The sequence below is a fragment of the Pantoea sp. 1B4 genome (genome assembly GCF_016925765.1).
Lineage (GTDB): Bacteria > Pseudomonadota > Gammaproteobacteria > Enterobacterales > Enterobacteriaceae > Pantoea > Pantoea agglomerans.
In genome coordinates this window covers 1333493-1356951 of sequence record NZ_JAEUWZ010000001.1, presented here as the reverse complement: position 1 = coordinate 1356951, position 23459 = coordinate 1333493, and the positions used below count along the sequence as shown (strand labels likewise).

Here is a 23459-nt window from a genome sequence, read left to right as displayed (position 1 = left end):
GGTCAGATGACCGGGCTTTTTTTTTACAGGCGATCGCCCAGCGCAGAGAAAATGGCGGATAAAGAGGGGCGTTCATAAGGTAAGCGCTGCGGCCGGGGATCGGGCTGCTGAGGCGTGCCCAGACCAAAGGTGAAGGTATACTTATCGCCTTCGCCCATGCGCAGGTCGGCAATCGTCGTCTGCCCGTCCTGCTCCCGCAGCGCGTAGAAGCCGTGGCTGAACCAGGCGACACGTTCTGCATACCAGCTGCCCCGAAAGGCGTCGAACAGTTCAGGATGACGCGGGTACCACGCCACCTGCAGTGGCCGTGAGGGCGACAACAGCGACCAGTAAACTTCGCCATAGCGATCCGGCGTCATAATCACGCTGCGCCATACCAGCGTATTAAAGGCCGTGGGCGTCACCAGCACTTTATTGTCCGGAATACCCTGCTCCGCCAGCGACGCTCTGATCTGCCAGCCTGCGACGCCCTGAATCACCACGCTCCAGACCAGATAAAGGGTACTCAGCATCAGCCCGAGCCGGTTTCCCCGTAGCCCTTTATCACTGCGCCGCCAGAGCGCGACGCCCAGGCCTGCCAGCAGCGGCAGGGTATAGAGTGGATCGACGATGTAGATACTGCCGATGGCATAAGGATAATCGGTGATCGGCAGGCCAAGCTGGGTGCCATACACCGTCATCAAATCGAGCAGCGGATGGGTAATCAGCGCCAGCCAGATGGCAGGCCACCATGCTGCCCACTTCACCCGCTGGCGAAACAGCCCCGCCACCAGCCACGCGATCAGTGGCGAGAGCAGCGTGAGCCAGAGCAGCGCATGCGTTTCCGTGCGATGCAGGGTCATGTTGCGTATCGCATCGCCATGATCAAGAAAGACATCGAGATCGGGTAAGGTGCCGCAGACGCCGCCCACCAGCGCGGCCTGCCAGACCGGAACCCGACGTCCCATCACTGCGACACTGACTGAGGCACCCAGCACCAGCTGCGAAACAGAATCCATTGATTAACTCCGTACCTGAACCGTGGATGTATCCTGAATTAGCGTACGCGAATCCCTTCGATGATCATGCGCTGCACGTTATCAACAGCCTGATCGAAAAACGCCGGATCGCTGAGCGTCTGGCCGGTAACGGCCTCAACCTGAGTGGCAAAATCGGCGTAATGCTGCGTGGTGGCCCACAGCATAAAGATCAGATGCTGCGGCTGTACGCCCGCCAGTCGTCCTTCATCAATCCAGCGCTCAATAATTGCCGCTTTGTCATCCACCAGCTGCTTAAGATCGCCTGCCAGCTCCCCTTTCAGAAGCGGAGCACCCTGCAACATCTCCAGACAGAAGAGCCGGGAAGCCTGAGGATGATCGCGCGACACTTCCAGCTTCAGCCGGATGTAGCGACGAATCGCGACCAATGGATCCTGATCGTGCGCCAGCGCGCGCAACGGTGCCAGCCAGACATCCAGAATCTGCTTAAGCACCGCCACATAGAGCACTTCTTTAGAGGGAAAATAGTAGAGCAGATTGGTTTTAGAGACATCGGCCAGCTCGGCCACCTTATCGAGGCTGGTGCCGTGAATGCCAAACTGTGAGAAGAAGGTTAATGCCGCTTCCAGTATGGCGGCCCGCTTCGCTGCGACCGCACGCGAACGTCGCGTTGGCTTTTTTTCATCGGTATTCACACGTTTACCTCATCCTTCTGGTGTCAGCGCATCATAGCAAAGGGATTCATCGCTGCCCAATCCGCGCCCTGCACCTTTTTTGCTCAGCCTGCATGGAAAACGTGCAGCGAATTTTGACCAGACGGTCTGAAATGGACCAGTTACTCCACTTACCTCTTTCGGGTTAATTTTAACTCACTGTTATTTAAAACAATAAAAAAAAGTGGCACACAGTTTGCAGAATTGTGACTGAGCGCGGCCCACACGGACGATGCAGGATGCAGTGCAGCGCGTGAAACACCTTTCCCCCATCGCAACGAGGTTTCACATGAAGATAGGCGTCTTTATTCCGATTGGTAACAATGGCTGGCTGATTTCGTCCAATGCGCCGCAGTACATGCCGACCTTTGAACTGAACAAAGCGATCGTGCTGAAAGCAGAGCATTACCATTTCGATTTTGCGCTCTCGATGATCAAACTGCGCGGCTTCGGCGGAAAAACCGAGTTCTGGGATCATAATCTCGAGTCGTTCACCCTGATGGCTGGCCTGGCCGCCGTGACATCACGCATTGAGATCTACGCAACCGCCGCCACCCTGACGCTGCCTCCGGCGATTGTGGCGCGCATGGCGTCCACCATCGATTCCATTTCAGGCGGTCGCTTTGGCGTCAACCTGGTGACCGGCTGGCAGAAGCCGGAATATGAACAGATGGGAATGTGGCCTGGCGATGAGTACTTCAGCAGCCGCTACGCTTATCTGACCGAATACGTTACCGTGCTGCGCGACCTGTGGGGCACCGGAAAATCGGATTTTAAAGGTGAGTTCTTCACCATGAACGACTGCCGGGTGAGTCCGCAGCCGCAGCGCCCGATGAAGGTGATCTGCGCCGGACAGAGCGATGCCGGTATGGCCTTCTCTGCTCAGCACGCCGATTACAACTTCTGCTTTGGTAAAGGTGTTAACACGCCTGCCGCGTTCAGCTCTACCTCGATTCGCATGAAGCAGGCCGCTGAAAAAGCGGGCCGCGATGTCGGCTCCTATGTGCTGTTTATGATCATCGCTGCTGAAACGGACGAAGAAGCGCGGGCGAAGTGGGAACACTACAAAGCCGGTGCGGATGAAGAGGCGCTCTCCTGGCTCACCACCCAGAGTCAGCAGGACACCAAATCGGGCAGCGACACCAATGTGCGCCAGATGGCGGATCCGACCTCGGCAGTCAATATCAATATGGGCACCCTGGTGGGATCTTATGCCAGCGTGGCGCGGATGCTGGATGAGGTTGCGCAGGTCGAAGGCACCCACGGCGTGCTGCTGACGTTTGATGACTTCCTGCAGGGTATCGAGAACTTCGGGCAGCACATTCAGCCGCTGATGGCCTGTCGCAGCGCCCTGCTCGACGCACAGCAGGAGGTGGCATGATGGCTACCGTTTATTGTGCTCACACGCCGGATGTTCCCCAGGTTGAACTGCCGGCGCGGCCAGAGCCGATCGCCTTTCCGCCTGGCCAGACTGCGCTGATTGTCGTGGATATGCAGAACGCCTACGCCACTGAAGGCGGCTATCTCGATCTGGCGGGCTTCGATGTTTCCGCCACCAAGCCGGTGATTACGAAAATCCATCAGGCGGTGACGGCGGCCCGTGCGGCAGGTGTCCAGATCATCTGGTTCCAGAACGGCTGGGACAGTGACTATGTAGAAGCGGGCGACGCCGGTTCCCCCCAATTTCCACAAATCGAATGCCCTGAAAACCATGCGTAAACGGCCTGAACTGCAGGGCTCGCTGCTGTCAAAAGGCGGCTGGGATTACGCGCTGGTCGATGAACTGGTGCCGCAACCCGGTGACATCGTGCTGCCGAAATCGCGTTACAGCGGCTTCTATAACACCCCGCTCGACAGCATGCTGCGCAGCCGCGGGATCCGTCATCTGATGTTTACCGGCATCGCCACCAACGTCTGCGTTGAATCGACGCTGCGCGACGGCTTCTTTCTGGAGTACTTCGGCGTGGTGCTGGAAGACGCCACTTATCAGGCCGGCCCCCCCTTTGCTCAGCAGGCTGCCCTGTTCAATATCGAAACCTTTTTTGGCTGGGTATCGGATGTCGATACCTTCTGCGAAAGCCTGAATGCCCGCTAATCCACGATAAGGACGACGCTATGCCGAAAAGTATTATTGTTCCGCCAGGCACCTCCACCCCCATCGCCCCGTTCGTTCCCGGCACGCTGGCGGATGGCGTGGTCTATGTCTCGGGTACGCTGCCGTTTGATGCTGACAACAACGTGGTGCATGTGGGTGATGCCGCAGCGCAGACCCGCCACGTGCTGGAAACCATTAAAAAGGTGATCGAGACCGCCGGTGGCAGCATGACCGATGTGACGTTTAATTCGATTTTTATCACCGACTGGTCGAACTACGCCGCGGTGAATCAGGTTTATGCCGAGTTCTTTCCCGGCGAAAAACCGGCGCGCTTCTGTATTCAGTGCGGTCTGGTCAAGCCTGATGCGCTGATTGAGATCGCCAGCGTGGCGCACATCGGCAAAGCGGAGGTCTGATGCAGCTGGATATTCTGGGTCTGCAAAATCCCGATGCACCGACACTGGTGCTCTCATCCGGTCTGGGCGGCGTGGCAGGTTTCTGGCAGCCGCAGCTGGCCGCGCTAACGGCACGCTATCGGGTGGTGACCTATGACCAGCGCGGCACCGGTCGCAGCGCTGAAAGACTGCCGGAAGGCTACAGCATGGCGATGATGGCGTCAGAACTGGCCGCCGCGCTGGCGCAGCACGGCATCCTGCGCTTCAGCCTGATCGGTCACGCGCTGGGCGGTCTGATGGGGATGCAGCTGGCGCTGGATTATCCGGATCGGATCGAACGGATCGCGGTGATCAATGGCTGGCTGGCGCTGCATCCCCATACCCGTCGCTGCTTTCAGGTACGCCAGGACCTGCTGCTCAACGTCGGCGTCGAGGCATTTGTCCGCGCTCAGCCGCTGTTTCTCTATCCTGCGGAGTGGATGGCACAGCATCAGACACGGCTGGATCAGGAAGATAGCCATCACGTCGCACATTTTCAGGGGATGGAAAATCTGATGCGGCGGCTGCACGCCCTGATGAGCGCCGACTTCAGCGCGCGGGCTGCTGCCATTCCACAACCGGTGCTGGTGATCGCCAGCCAGGACGATCTGCTGGTGCCGTGGAGCTGCTCAACTGAGCTGGCCGCGGCGCTGCCCAATGCGACTGAACAGATGATGGCCTGGGGCGGCCACGCCATGAGCGTCACCGCCCCCGAAAACTTTAATGCCCTGCTGCTGCAGTGGCTGGATCAGACTGATGACGTGCAGCCGCTGCAGCGCGTCGTCGGATAACCTTTTCGCGGAGAACACGATGAGCCTGGATACCCTTACCCCTGCCGTTGAGAAAACTGAGTTTCGTAATGCGATGTCGCGGCTGGGTGCTGCGGTCAACATCATCACCACTGAAGGCCCGGCCGGACGCGCAGGCTTTACGGCCTCGGCGGTGTGCAGCGTCACGGATTCGCCGCCGACGCTGCTGGTCTGCCTTAACCGCTCTGCCTCGGTTTACCCGGTGTTCCGCGAAAACATGCAGCTCTGCGTCAATACGCTGGCGGCGGGCCATGAAACGCTCTCCAATCTGTTCGGCGGCAAAACGCCAATGGCTGATCGTTTTATTGCCGCTGAGTGGTCAACGGCCGTGACCGGCTCGCCGGTGCTGAGCGGCGCCGTCGCGTCCTTTGACTGCCGCATTACTCAGATTGTCAGCGTCGGTACGCATGACACGCTGTTCTGCGAAGTCGTGGGGTTAGTGCGCAATGATGACACCCACGGTCTGGCGTGGTTTGACCGGGGATACCATCCCCCTGTTGCGGCAGGATGCCTGTTAACGCTTCCCTGAATCCCACCGGCATTCATAACGCTCTGGAGTAGACGATGGCACGATCCTGGTTTCCGCAATGGCAAAAGAAGTCGGCATTAACAGAAAACGGTATTATCGCCCCGGATGAGACCCTGCCTCTGGGGCAGACGCTGGTGCTGGGTTTACAGCATGCGGTAGCGATGTTTGGCGCAACGGTGCTGATGCCCCTGCTGATGGGGCTGGATCCCAATCTGGCCATTCTGGTCTCGGGTATAGGCACGCTGCTGTTCTTCTTTATCACCGGCGGTCGGGTGCCCAGTTATCTCGGGTCGAGCGCTGCCTTTGTCGGCGTGGTCATTGCGGTAACCGGCTTCAGCGGTCAGGGGCTGAATCCCAATCTCAGCGTGGCGCTGGGCGGCGTGATAGCCTGCGGCCTGCTCTACACGCTGATTGGTCTGGTGGTGATGAAGTCCGGCACGCGCTGGATTGAAAATCTGATGCCGCCGGTCGTGACCGGTGCAGTGGTGATGGCTATCGGGCTGAATCTGGCCCCGATTGCGGTTCACAGCGTCTCCGCCTCGTCGTTCGACAGCTGGGTTGCGGTGATGACCGTACTCTGCATTGGTCTGGTAGCGGTATTTACCCACGGGATGATTCAGCGACTGCTGATTCTGGTCGGCCTGATTCTGGCCTGGGCGATCTATGCACTGCTGACCAACGGTCTGGGGCTGGGTAAGCCGGTCGATTTTACCCTGCTGTCACAGGCCGCCTGGTTTGGTCTGCCGCACACCACCGCTCCCACCTTTGATCTGCAGGCGATGGTGCTTATCGCCCCGGTGGCGATCATTCTGGTGGCTGAAAACCTCGGGCATCTGAAAGCGGTGGCGGGCATGACCGGACGCAATCTCGATCCTTACATGGGACGCGCTTTTGTTGGCGATGGCCTGGCCACCATGCTCTCCGGCTCGATCGGCGGCAGTGGCGTCACCACCTATGCCGAAAATATCGGGGTGATGGCGGTGACCAAAGTCTATTCTACGCTGGCATTTGTCGCCGCGGCGGTCATCGCCATCCTCGCCGGTTTCTCGCCGAAGTTTGGTGCGCTGATCCACACTATTCCGGCACCGGTGATTGGCGGCGCATCCATTGTGGTGTTCGGGCTGATTGCGGTAGCGGGTGCCCGCATCTGGGTACAGAACCATGTTGATTTAGGCCAGAACAGTAACCTGATCATGGTGGCGACCACACTGGTGCTCGGTGCCGGTGATTTCGCGCTGAAAATCGGTTCTTTCACGCTGGGGGGGTATCGGTACCGCCACCTTTGGCGCGATTATCCTCAATGCGATTCTGCGCCGACGCAGTGCGGCAAAGCAGGACAAGCCACTGGCGCGACAGCAGGGTTAACGACCTACTCCAGCGGTGTGGCAGCAGGCTGCACCGCTTTTTTCGTTTCAGCCGCAGCTCACTGACGATCACCCCGCAGACGATCAGCGCGCCGCCCAGCAACGCCAGCGCAGGCAGGCGCTCACCCGCAATACGCCCCACGACGCCAGCCCAGACTGGTTCCCCGGCATAAATCACCGTAGCGCGGGTCGGCGAAACGCTGCGTTGCGCCCAGTTCATGGTGACCTGAATCAGGGCGCTGGCCGCACCCAGCCCCAGCGCGCTGAGCAGCAGCGGCGTTGAGATGGCAGGCACCGTTTCCCCATTGGGGATCATCAGACCAAAGGCGCACAGCGACGCCACCGCCAGCTGGATCAGGGTCACACGGCGCACATCGACCTTACCGGCATAGCGGCTGATTAAGATGATCTCGGCAGCTATCGCCAGGGTACTGATCAGCGTCGCTATTTCACCCGCATTCAGAGTGATGCGACCATCCTGCGGCCCGGCCACCAGCAACAGGCCGGTAAACGCCAGTACAATCCCCAGCCACGACATCAATCCCGGCGGACGGCGCAGAAACAGCCATTGCAGCAACGGCACGACAGGGACATAGAGTGCGGTGAGAAAGGCGGACTGACTGCTGGAGATGGTCTGCATTCCCCACGTCTGAAGACCATAGCCCCCCGGCGATCGACAGGCCAATCAGCGCACCCGCTTTCACCTCCAGCCAGGTCATGCCTGCCAGATAGCGGCGGAAAAAGAGCGCCAGCAGCAGCGCGGCGGTGGCAAAACGCAGGCCGACAAAGAAGAACGGGCCGGAGTGCTGCATCGCACGATGCACCACCAGAAAGGTGCCGCCCCAGATCATGGTTATGAAAAGTAATACCAGCTCCTGCCGCGTCAGGCGCAGGGTTAAACCGCGGAGTGTGTCCGACATAATTCACCTGATAATGTGTCCGGACAATATTGTGGGGAGAGCGAGGGGGGAAAAGCAACGACGTTAACCGCCGGTCTCAACCGGCGGCAGTGTGGGGTTATGCGTCCGGTTTTTTAGGACTGCTGCGTCCCCCCTTTCTCCCCGGCACGCGCGGCGCGCTGCGGATCGTTTTTAAAATTACCGCCGCTGTTTTTTCCCCCTTTACGTCCCGCTTCTGCGGCACGTTCACGGTTTTCAGCAAAATTTCCAGAACCCCCACGATGTGTTGTCATGATTTGCTCCTGTCGCGTAGTGCGATAATTAAGAATTAAAAACAGAGGGCTGACGGCCCGAAACCCGGGAGCAGCCCATGTTTAAATAATAGCCAGATTATCCCTTCACTCGTCCGCCAGTCACATTTAGCAACAGAGTAATCACCAGAAATTTGGCTAAACAACGAACACTCTGCCGACTTACAACCGATTAGCTGCTGATTTATTGCCCGACTCCTCCGTTCCGGCTTAGGCATCGCCTGCGTAAAACGAAAGCTCTTCTATACTTTTTCTGGACGTCAAAACCATCTGGAGAGATCAATGGCTAAGATTCTGGTGCTCTACTACTCGATGTACGGACATATTGAAACAATGGCGAACGCGGTTGCAGAAGGCGCTCGTCGGGTTCCCGGCGCGGAAGTGGATATCCTGCGGGTACCAGAAACGATGGAGGCCGATCGCTTTGCACAGGTGGGCGGCAAAACCGATCAGCAGGCAGCAGAAGCCACGCCCGAGTTGCTGCCGCACTATGACGCAATTATCGTCGGTACCCCGACCCGCTTCGGCAACATGGCCGGACAGATGCGGACATTCTGGGATCGCACCGGCGGACTCTGGGCGTCAGGCGCGCTGTTTGGCAAGGTTGCCAGCGTCTTTACCTCAACCGGCACCGGCGGCGGACAGGAACAGACCATCACGTCTGTCTGGACCACCCTGGCGCATCACGGCATGGTGATTGTGCCAATCGGCTACGGAACCAAAGAGTTGTTCGATATTTCACAGGTTCGCGGTGGAACGCCTTATGGAGCCACCACCCTGGCGGGCGGCGATGGTTCGCGTCAGCCTACCGAAGCGGAACTGAATATCGCCCGTTTTCAGGGCGAACATGTTGCCGGACTGACCGTCAAACTGCAGGACTGATTTAATCAAAGGAGAAAAGTATGTCTACTGAACAATCGAAAGCACATCACGTTGGCGAATGGGCAAGTCTGCGTCATACCTCCCCTGAAATTGCCGAGGCCATTTTCGAAGTGGCTGACTACGATGAAAAACTGGCAGAAGAGATCTGGCGTCAGCAAGGCAGTGATGACGTGCTGATTCGCGCCTTTGAAAAAACCGATAAAGATCTCCTGACCTGGGATGACAAGCCCGTAGAACGTAAGAACGTCTGATTCAGGGGCGGGACTTTCCCGCCCTCAATTTTTAGCTCACCAAGGAGTACGCTATGTCTTCCTACCAAAGCATTAATCCCGCAAACAACCAGTTGCTGAAAAGCTGGCCGTCACACGATGAAGCCGCCGTCAGCCATGCCCTCGAAGTGGCCGATCGCCTTTTCCATTCTTCATGGAGCAAAGGTGATATTCAGCCGCGTCTGCAGGTACTGAAAAAACTGGCTGACCTGATTGATAGCCGCGCGGAAGAACTGGCCACCATCGCCAGTAAAGAGATGGGTAAACTGATTGGTCAGAGCCGCGGAGAAGTGAAAATCTGCTCGCAGATTGCCCGCTACTACGCAGAGAATGCGGAACGTATTCTGCAGCCGCAGTCCTATCCCAGCGATCTGGGCGAAGCCTGGGTTGAGTATCACCCGATTGGCGTTTTAGTCGCCGTCGAGCCGTGGAACTTCCCTTACTATCAGCTGATGCGCGTGCTGGCACCTAACCTGGCGCTGGGTAACCCGGTGCTGGCAAAACATGCCAATATCGTGCCGCACTGTGCCGATATCTTTGAGAAGCTGGTTCGTGAAGCGGGTGCGCCTGAAGGGGCCTGGACTAACCTGTTCATCTCCACCGATCAGGTCGCCGATCTGATTGCTGACGACCGCGTACAGGGTGTCGCCCTGACTGGTTCCGAGCGCGCGGGCAGCGCCGTGGCTGAGCAGGCCGGTAAGCATCTTAAGAAATCGACGCTGGAGCTGGGTGGCAATGACGTGTTTGTGGTGCTGGATGATGCCGATCTTGATGAAGCGGTACGTCAGGGCGTGCAGGCTCGCCTCAGCAACTGCGGACAGGTCTGTACCGCCGCAAAACGTTTTATTCTGCATGAGAAGATTGCCGATCGCTTTATCAGCCAGTTCAGCGCTGCACTGAGTTCCGCTACGCTGGGCGATCCGCTGGATGAGAAGACTACGCTTGGCCCGCTCTCTTCCGCTGACGCGCGTGACCGCCTGGTAAAACAGGTAGACGAAGCCGTCGCCAATGGCGCAAAACTGGTTACGGGCGGCAAAGCCGTCGAAGGTGCAGGTTGCTATTATCAGCCAACCATTCTCACTGGCATTACCCCGGATAATCCCGCCTATTATCAGGAGTTCTTCGGTCCGGTCGCGCAGGTTTATGTCATAGGTGACGATCAGGCGGCTGTGGCGCTGGCGAACGACTCTCACTATGGTCTGGGCGGCTCGGTCTGGACACGCGATATTGCACGCGGTCGTAAACTGGCCTCCGCCATTGAAACCGGCATGGTGTTTATCAACTCCCAGAGCGACACCTCAGCGGAGCTGCCCTTTGGTGGCGTGAAACGTTCAGGTTATGGCCGTGAGCTGTCTGACCTGGGCATCAAAGAGTTTGCTAACCAGAAACTGGTGGTCGTGGCGGATTAATCGCCTTGCAGCCATAAAAAAAACCCCGTCTCGACGGGGTTTTTTTATTATCAGCCGGAAAGCACGATTACTGTGTTGCCACAGCCGCTGACTTTGATTCGTCGTTGTGCGCTGTTGCAGGCGTGTTCGAGTCGTTAGCCTGGTCAGCCGCACCTTTATCGGCACTGGCTGATTTCGCTGCCTCGTTGTCCGCTTTCGCTTTCTCAGCGGCGGCTTTATCCGCTGCTGCCTTGTCTGCTTTTGCCTTCTCAGCGGCGGCTTTATCCGCTGCTGCCTTGTCCGCTTTTGCCTTCTCAGCCGCAGCTTTATCGGCTGCTGCCTTGTCCGCTTTTGCTTTTTCAGCGGCGGCTTTATCCGCTTCAGACTTCTCAGCGGCAGCTTTATCGGCGTCAGCCTTCTCTTTCGCCGCGGTCGCTTTATCCGCTTCAGCCTTATCAGCAGCAGCGTCATTGGTCGCTGCGGCTTTCGCACTGTCGTCGTCAGACTGGGCTGCCGGTTGTGGTGCCGCCACTGGCTGCATTGGCGTGCCCTGCAACGCAGCATTCAGCACCTGAGAGAACTGATCCCAGCTGCAATAGCCGTTTGCATCGGTCTCACAACCCGCCAGCTGCAGCGTAACGCGCTTCGGTGGGTTCTTCAGGCTCAGCACGTCTGCGTTGCGCAGCTGATCGGCGCTCTGATAGACATACTCAACTTTGAGCAGGTCTTTATCATTTTTCGCATCATGCCAGCGTTCGAAAACAACCTGACCGCCAATCGGCGTTTTTTCGAAGGTATCAGGCAGTTCATAAGGCTTGACCTGCAACGCGCTCAGCAGCGAGGCGATGTTTGAGTCATGGCCTACCATCAGCGTAATTTTTGGCGCGTTGGCTTTGTCCTGGTCCACTAACTGACTGCGGATGTAGTCCACCAGCGGTGCCGCCACTTCACGGGAAATGTCCGGGCTGGTAAACAGCGCATCCTGGTAACCATTTTTAATCGCTGACAGCTCTTTCCACTGCTCAGGCGTTTTGATCTGGCCCCATGCAACCTGATCCAGCGGGAAACCTTCGTAATATTGCAGCGTGAACGCATCCATCAGGGAATTCCCCGTTTTCAGCGGGCCACTGACATTCGGTTCTTTACCATTTTCAGCGCTGAAGGTGTTCTGACCACTGCTGAGGTCGCACTGCTTTTTATTGTTGCAGGCAGGCGATGCTTTGTAGTCGACAATCTTTTCCAGGCGCTGGAAGGCAGGCTTCAGCGACAGTTTTTCATTTGCAGCGGCCATCTCAGCCAGCGCTTTCTTATTGAATGCTTCACTGCCATCTGTAATAACCGGATTGAAGATAGGATCCATGGAACCCATTTCATCCTGATGAGAAACAGCGACGTCACAGCCCGGGAAGGCGCCATTAACAAAGAACTGGGCGGTGGCCACAGTGCGCTGCAGGCTGTTGGCGTAAACAAAGACGTTATTGCTGTCAGGACAGCTGCCGTTCTTCACCAGGCCCTGCTGTGCCAGCCACTGACGGGTGTAGTTACCCATGTAGACTTCCAGCACACCACCTTTCGTGGTCAGCTGTCCGCCGGGAACATCCCACTGCGGCCAGCTCTTTTTGGTCGACTGCGCCAGCACGCTGCCATTATCAGCCAGCGGTGCACGCAGATTGTGACGACTTAACATCAGCACCTGTTGCAGCTGCATATCACCCTCAGCAGCAAATGCTACCGTTCCGACCGGCAATGCAGCGAGCACTGACAATGCGCAAAGACTCAGTTTCTTGATCATTGTGCCTATTCCATTCATTCAGTAAAGAAACACTCTGGCTATCAACCCATTAGCTCGCCTCAGAGCGATGTAATCAACAGTGTAACTCAGCTCGCCTCAGAAAAGCGCCAGATGTTTGCAAAAACGGTGAGTGGACTATAGCAGAGATGCACCGGAGAGATGAATGCGCAGCCACGCGTCACAGAGAGTGGCACGCTTTTTTCGGACAGGAAGAAGTAACAGAGAGAGCCGAAACGAAACAGGCCAGCACTGCGTGCTGGCCTGTAAAATGTGGCGGAGGAGGAGAGATTCGAACTCTCGGATGGTTTCCCATCGGCGGTTTTCAAGACCGCTGCCTTAAGCCGCTCGGCCACCCCTCCGTTTTGAAACTGTACTGCATTGGCAAAACATCTATTTTTGCCGCTTTATTGCCCAGGGCAGATAAAGTGGCGGAGGAGGAGAGATTCGAACTCTCGGATGGTTTCCCATCGGCGGTTTTCAAGACCGCTGCCTTAAGCCGCTCGGCCACCCCTCCGCAATGACGCGCACTATAAACACCCCGTTTAGGGATGTAAAGCACCTATCTGTCTATTCGCCTGAAAAACAGCCAGATTGTGATTTTTCGGTGTCAAAATCGCCACTCTGCTCAAACAATTAGCAGTTTAGCGCGTAAAGAAGGGTAAAACGCCTTTTCCCTCTTTAATGGCCTGCGTATTCTCGGCACATATTTGGTGTTCTGCTTAAAGGAGCGCAACATGGAAAGAATTGTCACCTCATCGCAGTCCTCATTGCTGTCAACGCACAGAGTTCTGCGCAATACCTATTTTCTTCTCGGGCTGACCCTGGCCTTCTCAGCCGTTACGGCTACCGCCAGCACCCTGCTGGCCCTGCCTGCGCCGGGTTTAATCCTGATGCTGGTTGGCTTCTATGGCTTGATGTTTTTAACCTACCGTCTGGCTAACAGCCCGATGGGCATTCTGGCCGCTTTTGCCTTTACCGGCTTCCTGGGTTATTGCCTGGGGCCTATCCTGAGCTCATTCTTAACCGCAGGCATGGGTGACGTGATAGCGCTGGCGCTGGGCGGCACGGCGCTGGTGTTCTTCTGCTGTTCGGCTTACGTGCTGACCACCCGTCGTGATATGTCCTTCCTCGGCGGCATGATGATGGCAGGTTTCGTCGTGTTGCTGGTTGCTGTGGTAACCAACATCTTCCTGCAGCTGCCTGCATTGCATCTGGCCATAAGCGCCCTGTTCATTCTGTTTTCAGCCGGTGCGATTTTGTGGGAAACCAGCAACATCATTCACGGTGGCGAAACCAACTACATCCGGGCGACGGTCAGCCTCTATGTTTCGCTCTATAACATCTTTGTCAGCCTGCTGAGCCTGCTGGGGTTTGCCCGCAGTAACTAATCCGCAGTGACAGTAGCCTGTAAAACCCCGCTTCGGCGGGGTTTTTGCTTTTACTGCCCGCCAGGTTTGATAAACTGCGCCGTCATTTACTAAGAGGATGTCACGTGAATTTTAACGGTAACGAAATCGCCGTCGATGCCGAAGGCTATCTGAAGCATCCCGGCGACTGGAGTGAAGCACTGGCTGTCCACATCGCCGATCAGGAAGGCCTGACCCTGACTGAAGCACACTGGGAAGTGGTCCATTTTGTGCGCGCCTTTTATCTGGAATATAACACCTCACCCGCCGTGCGAATGCTGGTGAAGGCGATGGCGCAGAAATATGGCGAAGAGAAAGGCAATAGCCGCTATCTGTTCCGCCTGTTCCCTGAAGGGCCGGCTAAACAGGCGACAAAAATCGCCGGTCTGCCTAAGCCGGCGAAATGTCTGTAATTAACCGGTCGTAAAATCGCGGGGTGGCTCTGCGGGCTGGTGCGGCTCCACCAGCACCTTTTCAACGCGCGCGCTGCGTGGCCCGCCCGCTTTAAGCCAGGCGATCAGCGCATCGACCTGCTCCGCCTCACCCCAGGCCAGCACCTCGACACTGCCGTCATCCAGATTTCGCGCATAGCCCAGTACGCCCAGCGTCCTGGCTTCTGCCTGAGTACTGTAACGAAACCCGACGCCCTGGACGCGGCCATGAACCCATGCTTTAAAACAGGCTGCTGACATTATTCTCTCCTGCTGCTGTTCGTTGCAATTTCCCGTTATCCACCGGACAATGGCGCCTCATTTTTTCAGGTAAGCATAGCAAACTATGACAGTCAGATTGATTCTCGCAAAGGGACGTGAAAAGTCCCTGCTCCGTCGCCATCCATGGGTCTTTTCAGGTGCCGTTGCGCGTCTGGAAGGTAAAGCGCAACTGGGTGAAACCATTGACGTTTGTGACAGCAACGGTAAATGGCTGGCTCGCGCCGCTTATTCACCCGAGTCGCAGATCCGCGCCCGCGTCTGGAGCTGGCAGGCCGATGAATCCATCGATATCGCCTTCTTTGTCCGCCGGTTTGAACAGGCGCAGCAGTGGCGCGAATGGCTGGCGGCCCGCGATGGTCTGGACAGCTATCGCCTGATCGCCGGTGAATCTGATGGTTTACCGGGCGTTACCATCGACCGCTTTGGCAACTTTTTAGTGATGCAACTGCTCTCAGCAGGCGCAGAATATCAGCGTGCAGCGATCATCACCGCCCTGCAGCATTGTTTCCCTGGCTGCGCCATCTATGACCGTTCTGACGTCGCCGTTCGTAAGAAAGAGGGTCTGGCGCTGACGCAGGGCACCGTTACCGGTGAACTGCCGCCGCCGCTGCTGCCGATTACTGAACATGGCATGAAGCTGCTGGTGGATATCCAGGGCGGTCACAAAACCGGCTATTACCTTGATCAGCGTGACAGCCGTCTCGCCACGCGTCGTTACGCACAGGATGCCCGCGTCCTTAACTGCTTCTCTTACACCGGTGGATTCGCGGTTTCGGCGCTGATGGGTGGCTGTAAAGAAGTGATCAGCGTGGATACCTCCCAGGAGGCGCTGGACGTTGCCCGTCAGAACGTTGAACTCAATGAGCTGGATCTCTCCCGCGCGCAATTTGAGCGTGATGATGTTTTCAAACTGCTGCGCCGTTATCGTGACAGTGGCGAGAAATTTGATCTGATCATTATGGATCCGCCAAAGTTCGTCGAAAACAAAAGCCAGTTGATGGGCGCCTGTCGCGGCTATAAAGACATTAATATGCTCGCCATTCAGTTACTGAATCCGGGCGGCGTATTAATGACCTTCTCCTGCTCCGGTCTGATGGCCACCGATCTGTTCCAGAAGATCATCGCCGATGCCGCGCTGGATGCTGGCCGCGAAGTACAGTTTATCGAACAGTTCCGCCAGGCCGCAGATCATCCGGTGATCGCCAGCTATCCGGAAGGTCTCTACCTGAAAGGTTTCGCCTGCCGCGTCATGTGACTTGAAAAAACGGCTCCTGCCCCCATATTGGTAAGAGAGCTTTTTTTCGGAGGTCACAATGATTGCCAGTAAATTTGGTATTGGTCAGCAGGTTCGTCATCGTTTGTCCGGCGTACTGGGCGTTATCGTCGATGTCGATCCTGAATACTCGTTAGATGAGCCTAAAATTGAAGATGTTGGCGCGGAAGAGAAAATGCGCACCGCGCCCTGGTATCATGTGGTGATGGAAGATGAGGAAGGCGATCAGGTACATACCTACGTTGCTGAGATTCAGCTTTCCGGCGAAACCAGCATTGAACACCCTGAGCAGCCTTCAATGGATGAGCTGGCAGCATCGGTACGTCAGCAATTACAGGCACCTCATCTGCGACATTAATCTGTGGCGGCACGCTCTGCCGCCACACTCATCATTTCTGACGCGTTATTCCCAGACGCGGAATTTCAATCTTCGGGCAGCGATCCATAATCACCGTCATGCCCGCATCCTGTGCCAGTACCGCCGCCTGCTCATTAATCACACCCAGCTGCAGCCATAATGTTTTTGCCCCCACGGCGATAGCCTCCTGCGCCACGCCCCACGCGGCTTCAGAATTGCGAAAGACATCCACCATATCAATCTTGCCCGGTACATCCGCCAGGCTGGCATACCCCTGCTGCCCCAGCAGCGTTTTCCCTGCCAGTTTCGGGCTGACCGGGATCACCTCATATCCCTGGTCGAGCAGATATTTCATCACACCGTAACTGGGACGTTCGGGGCGATCGCTTGCTCCGACTAAGGCGATACGTTGGGTGCGCGTCAGCACCTCACGAATTGTCTGATCGTTCATGTTTATCTCCTTTCAGGCCAGTGTTGAGTGTAGATTGGCGTGCCCTTTAGCGGGTAAGTCCTCAGCGAAATTAATTGAACCCGCGCACGAATAAATATGTTTAAATGTAAATTAACTGCCATAATGTAAGAATTTGCTACACACCATCCTTTGTGTCTTCAGTTACCGGAGTTGAAATGAAGCTGTCGCTGGCTGTTACGGGGTTAATTACCCTCCTCGTTTCGGCGTCCTGTTCTGCCATCACATTAAAGCTCGATCCTCAGATCGATTTGCTGGTGCTGGATGGTCGAAAAATTTCAGGCTCCCTCCTCAAAGGCGCAGACAGCCCGGAGCTGGACCGCGGTCAGCATCAGTTTCTGTTTCGGGTAGAGCAGCAGCGCAAAGGTCAGAATGAGAACGTCATCGCTTATCAGTCGGTGCCGATGATCGTCACGTTCACCGCGGTTGCCAAAACCATTACCATTCGGTTGCCTGCGCTGGAGACAAAACGCGAGCGTTATCATTTTGACCGCAGCCTGAACTTTCAGCTGGTGGATGAAAAAGGCACGGAGATTACCAGCGTGCGCGACCACCTGCCGGTCACCACATCCGCAGATATGGAAAAAGCGATGCTGAATTATAATCGCACCCGCCAGATTGCCTCTGTGCCGCGGTTTGCAAATACCCCTTCTGCAACGCCCTCTTCCGTCCGGCTTACCGCCGATCTGGACTGGACTACTCAGGCCGAACTGCCCTCGCTGCACCGCTGGTTTCACCGCTTCGATGAAGCCACGCGTCAGCAGCTTCTGACGCTGGTCAAAATGCTACGTACGAGTTGATAGAGTCGAAAGGCCAGAGGTACACTCGTGCTCTCTCTTCTTGCGCATGAGCCTTACCAGGACGCCTTTATGGAACAGACTGTTCGTACCCTCGGCACCACAAAACATATCGCGCTGGTCGCCCACGACCACTGCAAAGCCGCCCTGCTTGACTGGGTGAAACAAAACCAGCCCGCGCTGGAATCGCACATCCTCTATGCCACCGGCACTACCGGGAATCTGATCAATCGCGATACGGGTCTGAATGTGACAGCCATGCTGAGCGGCCCGATGGGCGGCGATCAGCAAGTGGGTGCGCTGATTTCGGAAGGGAAGATCGATGCACTGATTTTTTTCTGGGATCCACTCAACGCAGTGCCGCACGATCCGGATGTCAAAGCACTGCTGCGTCTGGCTACCGTATGGAATATCCCGGTAGCCACTAACCGTTCCACGGCTGACTTTATCATTCAGTCGCCACTGTTTGCGCAAAGTGTAGAGATTATGATCCCCGACTATCAGCGCTATCTGGCCGATCGTCTGAAGTAACTCAGGCTTTACGCAGCACCGGCACACCCAGCTCGCGGAAGTGATCGACAAACGGTGACGGCGCTACCTTATCGAACATCAGAAAAACCTGCTGACGCGCGCGCGTCAGTGCCACATAGGCCAGACGGCGCTCTTCTGCATCAGGGAACGCTTCTGGCTGCGGTAATAAGCCCTGTTCAATGATCGATTCGCGCGCCTCTGCCGGGAAGCCCTCTTTACCCTGCTGTAATCCCAGAAGAATAACGTAATCCGCCTGCTGACCTTTGCTGGCATGAATCGTCATAAATTCCAGATTGAGCTTTGGCCAGCGGGTTCTGGCTTTATCCAGTAAATCCGGTCGCAGATAGTGATAACGCGCCAGCAGCAGAATTCGCTCATCAGGCTTCGCGTAACCGCTGAGTTTGTTCAGCAAGGCTTCCAGCTGATCCTGTGCCAGCAGCGAAATCGACTTTTTTATTGCCTTTGGTAATGCTGTTCAGCGGTTTTGCCAGCTGCTGCGGATTCTGTTGTATAAACCGGTTGGCAATGTCGCCGATGCGATCGTTGAAACGGTAGGTTGTGTCCAGTACGCAGCGGTCTCCCTCACCAAAATAGTGATGGAATGCCGTCGTCAGCGTCATCTCCGCCCCACTAAAGCGGTAGATGGCCTGCCAGTCATCCCCAACAGCAAACAGTGCGGTACGCTTATTTTGCTGGCGTAATGCGCTCAGCAACGCGGCACGCTGAGGCGAGATATCCTGGAATTCATCCACCAGAATGTGTTTCCACGGACTGATAAACCGTCCTTTTTCCAGAATGGCAATCGCCTGGTGAATCAGACCCGAAAAATCGACCGCGCCCTCCTCTTTTAATGCGCTCTTCCACGCTTTCAGCAACGGTGCCATCAGTTTGATGCGCTTACTGAAGAGATCGCGGATCTCTTCGGGCACGTCGGCGATCATCGCTGCCTGCGCACCGCCATGCATGCGCATCAGACCAAGCCAGCGCTCCAGCCGTGACGCCAGCCGGTTTGCCAGCCTGTCGTCCTCCCAGAATGGCCCATCGGGCAACTCCCACTCCAGTTCATCACGCAGCCACTGACGCCAGCCGTTTGCCTGCGCCTTCTTCTCATGACACTGCTGCCGCCACTGCTGAATCAGCAGCGTGCGACGCGCATCGGCATCACTCTCAAGTTTGCTGATAACCGGCTGCTTATTACTGCCTTCACGAATAATATGCAGCGCCAGAGAATGGAAAGTCCGCGCCTGGATGTCATCAGCGGAGAGCCGCGACTGGATACGTGCGTTCATCTCTTCAGCCGCCTGGCGGCCAAATGCCAGTAACAGGATTTGATCGGCGCTGGCCAGCTTGCGCTGCATTAACCAGCCTGCACGAGCCACCAGCACCGAGGTTTTACCGCTGCCCGCGCCTGCCAGTACCAGCAGAGAATTCTCGCCATTAACCACCGCCTCACATTGCGACTGATTGAGTGGCGTGCTCTCGACGCTGGCAAAGAAATCCTGATAGCGGTTGAGCATGGCGGCCGTCCAGTCACGGTTTCGCTGCCGCAACGCCGTTTCGCCCTGCTCCAGCCAGCGCTGACAGAATTGCCAGTTATCCCGGCAGTCAGCAAAATCTTTTAAGCGGGAGAGCGGCATCGGCAATGCATCGAACTGTTTGAGGATGTTGGTTTTCAGCGCCTGCAACTCGTGGCGGTTCAGCCAGCGATCCTGCGCGCCAAACGCCTCGATTTCGTCGCGTAGCGCCTGCAGCACCTCGCGGCACACTGCGCTCATCTCCAGACTCCAGCTCTGCCAGGCCTGCAGCAGATAGTGGTGAAAGCGCTGCGTTTCCTGCCATTCCGTGCCATGCAGGCGGACTACTTTTTCATCGGCCAGCAAAAACTCCAGCTCGCCCCACACCAGCCCGCGCTTGCAGGCGATATCCAGTAACTGGTTAAAGGGGATCAGATACTCATGCTTATCGCCGCTGACTTCGACGCCTGCCGCCATCAAACGGACACGATTATAAGGATGCTGGGCAAGCCGTTTGCCCATCGAGGTTGCTTTCAGTTCCACGCCGACACCAACGTCAGAGAATAGGATTAGGGGGAGTTTACCTGTCAGACCCTTAGCGCTCCAGCCTTAAAACAGGCTAAACTTGGCGTCACATCTTGCGGAATGCAAAAGGAAAAGAAGATCATGCGCACCGTTTTAAATATTCTTAATTTTGTTCTGGGCGGTTTTTTCACCACCCTGAGCTGGCTGTTTGCCACGTTAATCAGCATCGTGCTGATTTTTACCCTGCCGCTGACCCGCTCCTGCTGGGAAATCACCAAACTCTCGCTGCTGCCGTTTGGCAACGAGGCGGTGCATATTGATGTACTGCGTCCGGAAAGTAAGAGTCATATTCTGAATACCGGCGGCACCTTTCTGAATATCTTCTGGCTGATTTTCTTCGGCTGGTGGCTCTGCCTTTCGCACATCTCCGTGGGGATTGTGCAGTGCATCAGTATCATCGGTATTCCGGTAGGGATTGCGAACTTTAAGATCGCCGCTATCGCGCTCTGGCCGGTTGGCCGCAGGGTGGTATCAGTGGAAGAGGCGCGCGCCGCGCGCGAAGCCAATGCCCGCCGCTACTAATATGATGTCGGATGCCGTGCCAGGCTGGCGCAAATATCTGTTTAACAGTACGTGGCGCTATCTGCTGCGGATCCTGTTTGCACTGAGTGGCTGCGCCGCCATTCCCTGGTGGCTGCATCAGATTGAGTGGACGATCCCTCTGACCCTGGGAGTGGTCGCTGCTGCGCTGGCCGATCTTGATGATCGCCTGGCCGGTCGCCTGAAGAATCTGCTGATTACCCTGCTCTGCTTCTGCATCGCCTCGGTTTCAGTCGAGTTACTGTTTCCTTATCCGTTCGCCTTTATTATCGGGCTGGCAATCTCGACCTGGGGCTTTATTCTGCTGGGCGCCCTTGGCCAGCGCTATGCGACTATCGCCTTTGGTGCTCTGCTGATTGCGGTCTATACCATGCTCGGCATCGGACTGTTCAGCCAGTGGTATATGCAGCCGATGCTGCTGCTGGTCGGCGCGCTGTGGTACAACCTGCTGACATTACTGGGCCATCTGATGTTTCCGGTCCGGCCGGTGCAGGAGCAACTGGCCGGGAGTTTTTCACAACTGGCGCGTTACCTTGATGCCAAAGCGAACCTTTTCGATCCCGACGCAGGCGATCAGGATGATGCCGCGTTTATCGATGCGGCGATGGTCAACAGCCAGTTAGTGGCGCAACTTAATCTGACCAAGACCACACTGCAGAGTCGTCTGCGCGGCGATCGCGGGTCGCGCGGCACCCGCCGTAGTCTGCACTACTACTTTGTGGCGCAGGATATTCATGAACGGGCCAGCTCTTCCCATCTGCAATATCATCTGCTGCGCGGCGACTGGCGCTACAACGAAATTCTGTTTCGCTTTCAGCGCCTGCTGAATATGCAGGCTCAGGCCTGTCGCCAGCTGGCACATTGCATTCTGATGCGTCAAAGGTGGGTGCATGACAGCCGTTTTGAGCGTGCATTTGAACGATTACAGAAAGCGATAGAACGTCTGGAGCAGCATGATCCTGACGCTACGCATACCCGTGCTCTTTTCTGGCTGCTGCGCAACCTGCGCGCCATCGACGCACAGCTTGCTTCGATCGAATCAGAACAGACGCTGGCCGGTGAAGATCCTCAGCACAGTGACAATCTGCTGTCACGCGAAGGATTGAGTGGCTGGAGTGATATCCGGCTGCGCTTCAGCCGCCACCTCTCGCCCGCATCGGCGCTGTTCCGGCATGCGGTTCGGATGTCTGTGGTGCTCTGTATTGGATATGGTTTTATTCAGGTAACCGGGCTGGAGCGGGGATACTGGATTTTGCTGACCAGCCTGTTTGTCTGCCAGCCCAACTACAATGCAACGCAGCGACGACTGGCCTTGCGCATCGGCGGAACGCTGGCGGGGATTGCGATTGGTCTGCCCGTTTTATGGCTGGTGCCTTCGATTGAAGGTCAGTTAATCCTGATAGTGATCACGGGCGTCCTGTTCTTCGCTTTCAGGCAGGTGCAGTATGCACAGGCCACGCTGTTTATCACTCTGCTGGTGCTGCTCTGCTTTAACCTGCTGGGTGAAGGATTTGAAGTTGCCCTGCCGCGGGTAGTGGATACCCTACTGGGCTGTGGGCTGGCCTGGCTGGCTGTCGCGTTTATCTGGCCAGACTGGCGCTTTCGTCAGTTACCTGCCGTGGCAGAACGAACGCTGAAAGCGAATTGCCGCTATCTGGACGCGATCATGGAGCAATATCATCAGGGCAAAGATAACCGTCTCGCCTATCGCATTGCACGGCGTGATGCGCATAACGCGGATGCTGAACTGGCGTCAGTGGTCTCAAACATGAGCAGTGAAAGTCGCACCAGCCAGAAGCTGCGCGATTCGGCTTTTCAACTGCTTTGCTCCAACCATTCGTTTCTGAGTTACATTTCTGCGCTGGGCGCTCACCGCGATAAAATTACCGCACCCGAACTGCTGACATTGCTGGATGATACGGTTTGCTATGTGGAGGATGTGCTGCAAACGGAAGTTGTCAGCGATGAGCACGTAGAAACGATGCGCCATCAACTGGCTCAGCGAATCAGCCAGCTGGCCGCAGATGCGGATACGCGTGCGCCGCTGGTGCTCCAGCAACTCGGTCTGCTGGTGGCATTAATGCCCGATGTGGCTCGCCTGCGCCGCACGCTAATCACTGATTAGCCTTCGCCGCTTCTGAGATTGGGGTTTGATAAAAGCGTGCGCTGGAACCACGCATTCAGCTCCGCCCGTGTCGCCTGCGGCAGCGCGGCGGCATGGTGGCCCGTGATGGCCCCCTGCAGCGCAAGTAACGTCTGGAACCCAACGTGCTGGTTGATCGCTTTAAGCTTCAGCCAGCACTGTTTAGCCCCCATCTGGTAGAGATGATTGACGCTCATGACGCCCGCCTCGTACAGCATCATCTCCATACGTACGCTGAGATTTGGCAGATCTTTTAACCGCGGTGAGGATTGTCGGTCCTGCAACTCAAGTTGCGCCGTTTCTAAAGAGGCAGCGGAGAGCGCCAGCAGATGGTCAGGGTCGCGCCACAACGCCTCATCGACCCGAAAGTAATTGAGACTCACCAGCTTGCCCCGCTTGCGAAAAATCAGGGGTTGCAGCGGACGATCTGTAAGGTATTCCCGCAAAGGTTCACTGGCACGCAGATAGAGTTCGTCTTTATTAATTAAGGCAAAAACCACACTTTCTACAGCCAGGGCATAGCCTCCGAACTGGGTGCGCGACTCTATTGTTCCTAATGGGGCCAGGCGCGCTCTGGAGCGCTCTACAACCGGATTCACCTTTTTCATTGCACCACCTCCATGTAAGAAATATATCGTAAATTACCTTGGGTATCAGGTAATTAGAAG

22 protein-coding genes, 2 tRNA genes and 4 pseudogenes are annotated in these 23459 nt (G+C 56.4%); 17 read left to right on the top strand and 11 right to left on the bottom strand.

All coding sequences use genetic code 11. The features are described 5' to 3' along the window. Positions 1-23 precede the first annotated feature (23 nt). Together JNO11_RS06535 and rutR are read right to left on the bottom strand one after the other, a co-directional pair. Positions 24-998 carry a metal-dependent hydrolase gene (locus tag JNO11_RS06535; RefSeq protein ID WP_010246619.1) on the bottom strand — a complete coding sequence of 325 codons (975 nt, stop codon included), beginning with the start codon at positions 996-998 and terminating at the stop codon, positions 24-26. A 38-nt stretch (positions 999-1036) separates the two neighbouring features. Continuing rightward, on the bottom strand, positions 1037-1672 hold the full coding sequence (gene rutR / locus JNO11_RS06530) for an HTH-type transcriptional regulator RutR (protein ID WP_003849991.1): 636 nt from the start codon (positions 1670-1672) through the stop codon (positions 1037-1039). A 307-nt stretch (positions 1673-1979) separates the two neighbouring features. On the opposite strand from rutR, the gene rutA reads away from it, so the two are divergent. The 6 genes and pseudogenes from rutA (at position 1980) to rutG (ending at position 6922) form a co-directional block, all read left to right on the top strand. Further along, positions 1980-3071, top strand: coding sequence for a pyrimidine utilization protein A (rutA, locus tag JNO11_RS06525; RefSeq protein WP_010669800.1), 1092 nt, complete (start codon positions 1980-1982; stop codon positions 3069-3071). Further along, positions 3071-3785 (top strand): annotated as a pseudogene (gene rutB / locus JNO11_RS06520) (pyrimidine utilization protein B). Before rutA ends, rutB begins: the two are co-directional and overlap by 1 nt. Before the next feature lie 20 nt (positions 3786-3805). Beyond that, the gene (gene rutC, locus JNO11_RS06515) at positions 3806-4201 is read left to right on the top strand and encodes a pyrimidine utilization protein C (protein WP_033779453.1); all 396 of its coding nucleotides are present in this window, start codon (positions 3806-3808) and stop codon (positions 4199-4201) included. Next, complete coding sequence (gene rutD / locus JNO11_RS06510) at positions 4201-5010, top strand: pyrimidine utilization protein D (RefSeq protein ID WP_325177088.1); 810 nt, start codon at positions 4201-4203, stop codon at positions 5008-5010. The genes rutC and rutD overlap by 1 nt, the downstream gene beginning before the upstream one ends. A gap of 19 nt (positions 5011-5029) precedes the next feature. Further along, positions 5030-5557 (top strand): NADH-dependent FMN reductase RutF, encoded by a 528-nt coding sequence (rutF, locus tag JNO11_RS06505; protein ID WP_325177087.1) that lies wholly within the window; start codon positions 5030-5032, stop codon positions 5555-5557. A gap of 35 nt (positions 5558-5592) precedes the next feature. Beyond that, a pseudogene (gene rutG, locus JNO11_RS06500) lies at positions 5593-6922 on the top strand (pyrimidine utilization transport protein G). A 4-nt stretch (positions 6923-6926) separates the two neighbouring features. On the opposite strand, the pseudogene JNO11_RS06495 reads toward rutG, so the two are convergent. Then, positions 6927-7841: pseudogene (locus JNO11_RS06495) on the bottom strand (DMT family transporter). 113 nt (positions 7842-7954) lie between these two features. Continuing rightward, entirely contained in the window at positions 7955-8113 is a 159-nt protein-coding gene (locus JNO11_RS06490) for a general stress protein (protein ID WP_325177086.1), read from the bottom strand. Positions 8114-8413: 300 nt separating this feature from the next. On the opposite strand from JNO11_RS06490, the gene wrbA reads away from it, so the two are divergent. From wrbA to JNO11_RS06475, 3 genes are read left to right on the top strand one after another with little or no spacing between them, the layout of a single operon-like run. Next, positions 8414-9013 (top strand): NAD(P)H:quinone oxidoreductase, encoded by a 600-nt coding sequence (wrbA, locus tag JNO11_RS06485; RefSeq protein WP_010669795.1) that lies wholly within the window; start codon positions 8414-8416, stop codon positions 9011-9013. 20 nt (positions 9014-9033) lie between these two features. Beyond that, positions 9034-9264, top strand: a complete 231-nt coding sequence (locus JNO11_RS06480; protein WP_010246639.1) for a YccJ family protein — start codon at positions 9034-9036, stop codon at positions 9262-9264. A 53-nt stretch (positions 9265-9317) separates the two neighbouring features. Beyond that, positions 9318-10691: an NAD-dependent succinate-semialdehyde dehydrogenase gene (locus JNO11_RS06475; RefSeq protein WP_325177085.1), complete on the top strand. Its 1374-nt coding sequence runs from the start codon at positions 9318-9320 to the stop codon at positions 10689-10691. 67 nt (positions 10692-10758) lie between these two features. Here the strand turns inward: JNO11_RS06475 and agp are convergent, their stop codons facing one another. From agp to JNO11_RS06460, 3 genes are all read right to left on the bottom strand, one after another. Continuing rightward, positions 10759-12462 carry a bifunctional glucose-1-phosphatase/inositol phosphatase gene (agp, locus tag JNO11_RS06470; RefSeq protein ID WP_325177084.1) on the bottom strand — a complete coding sequence of 568 codons (1704 nt, stop codon included), beginning with the start codon at positions 12460-12462 and terminating at the stop codon, positions 10759-10761. A gap of 271 nt (positions 12463-12733) precedes the next feature. Beyond that, a tRNA-Ser gene (locus JNO11_RS06465) sits at positions 12734-12821 on the bottom strand. A gap of 67 nt (positions 12822-12888) precedes the next feature. Beyond that, a tRNA-Ser gene (locus tag JNO11_RS06460) sits at positions 12889-12976 on the bottom strand. A 220-nt stretch (positions 12977-13196) separates the two neighbouring features. Here JNO11_RS06460 and yccA point away from each other — a divergent pair. Together yccA and JNO11_RS06450 are read left to right on the top strand one after the other, a co-directional pair. After that, positions 13197-13850, top strand: coding sequence for an FtsH protease modulator YccA (yccA, locus tag JNO11_RS06455; protein WP_325177083.1), 654 nt, complete (start codon positions 13197-13199; stop codon positions 13848-13850). A 104-nt stretch (positions 13851-13954) separates the two neighbouring features. Continuing rightward, positions 13955-14281: a TusE/DsrC/DsvC family sulfur relay protein gene (locus JNO11_RS06450; RefSeq protein WP_010246645.1), complete on the top strand. Its 327-nt coding sequence runs from the start codon at positions 13955-13957 to the stop codon at positions 14279-14281. On the opposite strand, the gene yccX is transcribed toward JNO11_RS06450, so the two are convergent. Continuing rightward, on the bottom strand, positions 14282-14560 hold the full coding sequence (yccX, locus tag JNO11_RS06445) for an acylphosphatase (RefSeq protein ID WP_010246647.1): 279 nt from the start codon (positions 14558-14560) through the stop codon (positions 14282-14284). 85 nt (positions 14561-14645) lie between these two features. Between yccX and rlmI the strand changes: the two genes are divergently transcribed. Both rlmI and hspQ read left to right on the top strand, forming a co-directional pair. Further along, positions 14646-15836 (top strand): 23S rRNA (cytosine(1962)-C(5))-methyltransferase RlmI, encoded by a 1191-nt coding sequence (rlmI, locus tag JNO11_RS06440; RefSeq protein WP_022625919.1) that lies wholly within the window; start codon positions 14646-14648, stop codon positions 15834-15836. Between the two features lie 58 nt (positions 15837-15894). Then, the gene (gene hspQ / locus JNO11_RS06435) at positions 15895-16212 is read left to right on the top strand and encodes a heat shock protein HspQ (protein WP_010246651.1); all 318 of its coding nucleotides are present in this window, start codon (positions 15895-15897) and stop codon (positions 16210-16212) included. Between the two features lie 31 nt (positions 16213-16243). Here hspQ and JNO11_RS06430 read toward each other — a convergent pair whose 3' ends face one another. Beyond that, positions 16244-16663, bottom strand: a complete 420-nt coding sequence (locus tag JNO11_RS06430) for a CoA-binding protein (protein WP_010669789.1) — start codon at positions 16661-16663, stop codon at positions 16244-16246. 176 nt (positions 16664-16839) lie between these two features. Between JNO11_RS06430 and JNO11_RS06425 the strand changes: the two genes are divergently transcribed. Together JNO11_RS06425 and mgsA are read left to right on the top strand one after the other, a co-directional pair. Continuing rightward, positions 16840-17481, top strand: coding sequence for a DUF2057 family protein (locus JNO11_RS06425; RefSeq protein ID WP_325177082.1), 642 nt, complete (start codon positions 16840-16842; stop codon positions 17479-17481). Between the two features lie 69 nt (positions 17482-17550). Then, a complete protein-coding gene (mgsA, locus tag JNO11_RS06420) occupies positions 17551-18009 on the top strand; it encodes a methylglyoxal synthase (RefSeq protein WP_010246657.1) in 459 nt (152 codons plus the stop codon). 1 nt (position 18010) lies between these two features. On the opposite strand, the pseudogene helD reads toward mgsA, so the two are convergent. After that, positions 18011-20066: pseudogene (helD, locus tag JNO11_RS06415) on the bottom strand (DNA helicase IV). 123 nt (positions 20067-20189) lie between these two features. Here helD and JNO11_RS06410 point away from each other — a divergent pair. Both JNO11_RS06410 and yccS read left to right on the top strand, forming a co-directional pair. Continuing rightward, positions 20190-20630: a YccF domain-containing protein gene (locus JNO11_RS06410; RefSeq protein ID WP_052270881.1), complete on the top strand. Its 441-nt coding sequence runs from the start codon at positions 20190-20192 to the stop codon at positions 20628-20630. 1 nt (position 20631) lies between these two features. Further along, a complete protein-coding gene (gene yccS, locus JNO11_RS06405) occupies positions 20632-22773 on the top strand; it encodes a YccS family putative transporter (RefSeq protein WP_227438656.1) in 2142 nt (713 codons plus the stop codon). Here yccS and JNO11_RS06400 read toward each other — a convergent pair. After that, positions 22770-23399 carry a TfoX/Sxy family DNA transformation protein gene (locus JNO11_RS06400; RefSeq protein WP_022625925.1) on the bottom strand — a complete coding sequence of 210 codons (630 nt, stop codon included), beginning with the start codon at positions 23397-23399 and terminating at the stop codon, positions 22770-22772. The two genes, yccS and JNO11_RS06400, sit on opposite strands and share 4 nt — an antisense overlap. Between the last annotated feature and the right edge of the window lie 60 nt (positions 23400-23459).

Bases quoted from the DNA above. Each gene is read 5' to 3' on its own strand.
- JNO11_RS06535 (WP_010246619.1), bottom strand. From the start codon at position 998: ATGGATTCTGTTTCGCAGCTGGTGCTGGGTGCCTCAGTCAGTGTCGCA.
- rutA (WP_010669800.1), top strand. From the start codon at position 1,980: ATGAAGATAGGCGTCTTTATTCCGATTGGTAACAATGGCTGGCTGATT.
- rutC (WP_033779453.1), top strand. From the start codon at position 3,806: ATGCCGAAAAGTATTATTGTTCCGCCAGGCACCTCCACCCCCATCGCC.
- rutD (WP_325177088.1), top strand. From the start codon at position 4,201: ATGCAGCTGGATATTCTGGGTCTGCAAAATCCCGATGCACCGACACTG.
- rutF (WP_325177087.1), top strand. From the start codon at position 5,030: ATGAGCCTGGATACCCTTACCCCTGCCGTTGAGAAAACTGAGTTTCGT.
- JNO11_RS06490 (WP_325177086.1), bottom strand. From the start codon at position 8,113: ATGACAACACATCGTGGGGGTTCTGGAAATTTTGCTGAAAACCGTGAA.
- wrbA (WP_010669795.1), top strand. From the start codon at position 8,414: ATGGCTAAGATTCTGGTGCTCTACTACTCGATGTACGGACATATTGAA.
- JNO11_RS06480 (WP_010246639.1), top strand. From the start codon at position 9,034: ATGTCTACTGAACAATCGAAAGCACATCACGTTGGCGAATGGGCAAGT.
- JNO11_RS06475 (WP_325177085.1), top strand. From the start codon at position 9,318: ATGTCTTCCTACCAAAGCATTAATCCCGCAAACAACCAGTTGCTGAAA.
- agp (WP_325177084.1), bottom strand. From the start codon at position 12,462: ATGATCAAGAAACTGAGTCTTTGCGCATTGTCAGTGCTCGCTGCATTG.
- yccA (WP_325177083.1), top strand. From the start codon at position 13,197: ATGGAAAGAATTGTCACCTCATCGCAGTCCTCATTGCTGTCAACGCAC.
- yccX (WP_010246647.1), bottom strand. From the start codon at position 14,560: ATGTCAGCAGCCTGTTTTAAAGCATGGGTTCATGGCCGCGTCCAGGGC.
- rlmI (WP_022625919.1), top strand. From the start codon at position 14,646: ATGACAGTCAGATTGATTCTCGCAAAGGGACGTGAAAAGTCCCTGCTC.
- hspQ (WP_010246651.1), top strand. From the start codon at position 15,895: ATGATTGCCAGTAAATTTGGTATTGGTCAGCAGGTTCGTCATCGTTTG.
- JNO11_RS06430 (WP_010669789.1), bottom strand. From the start codon at position 16,663: ATGAACGATCAGACAATTCGTGAGGTGCTGACGCGCACCCAACGTATC.
- JNO11_RS06425 (WP_325177082.1), top strand. From the start codon at position 16,840: ATGAAGCTGTCGCTGGCTGTTACGGGGTTAATTACCCTCCTCGTTTCG.
- mgsA (WP_010246657.1), top strand. From the start codon at position 17,551: ATGGAACAGACTGTTCGTACCCTCGGCACCACAAAACATATCGCGCTG.
- JNO11_RS06410 (WP_052270881.1), top strand. From the start codon at position 20,190: ATGCGCACCGTTTTAAATATTCTTAATTTTGTTCTGGGCGGTTTTTTC.
- yccS (WP_227438656.1), top strand. From the start codon at position 20,632: ATGATGTCGGATGCCGTGCCAGGCTGGCGCAAATATCTGTTTAACAGT.
- JNO11_RS06400 (WP_022625925.1), bottom strand. From the start codon at position 23,399: ATGAAAAAGGTGAATCCGGTTGTAGAGCGCTCCAGAGCGCGCCTGGCC.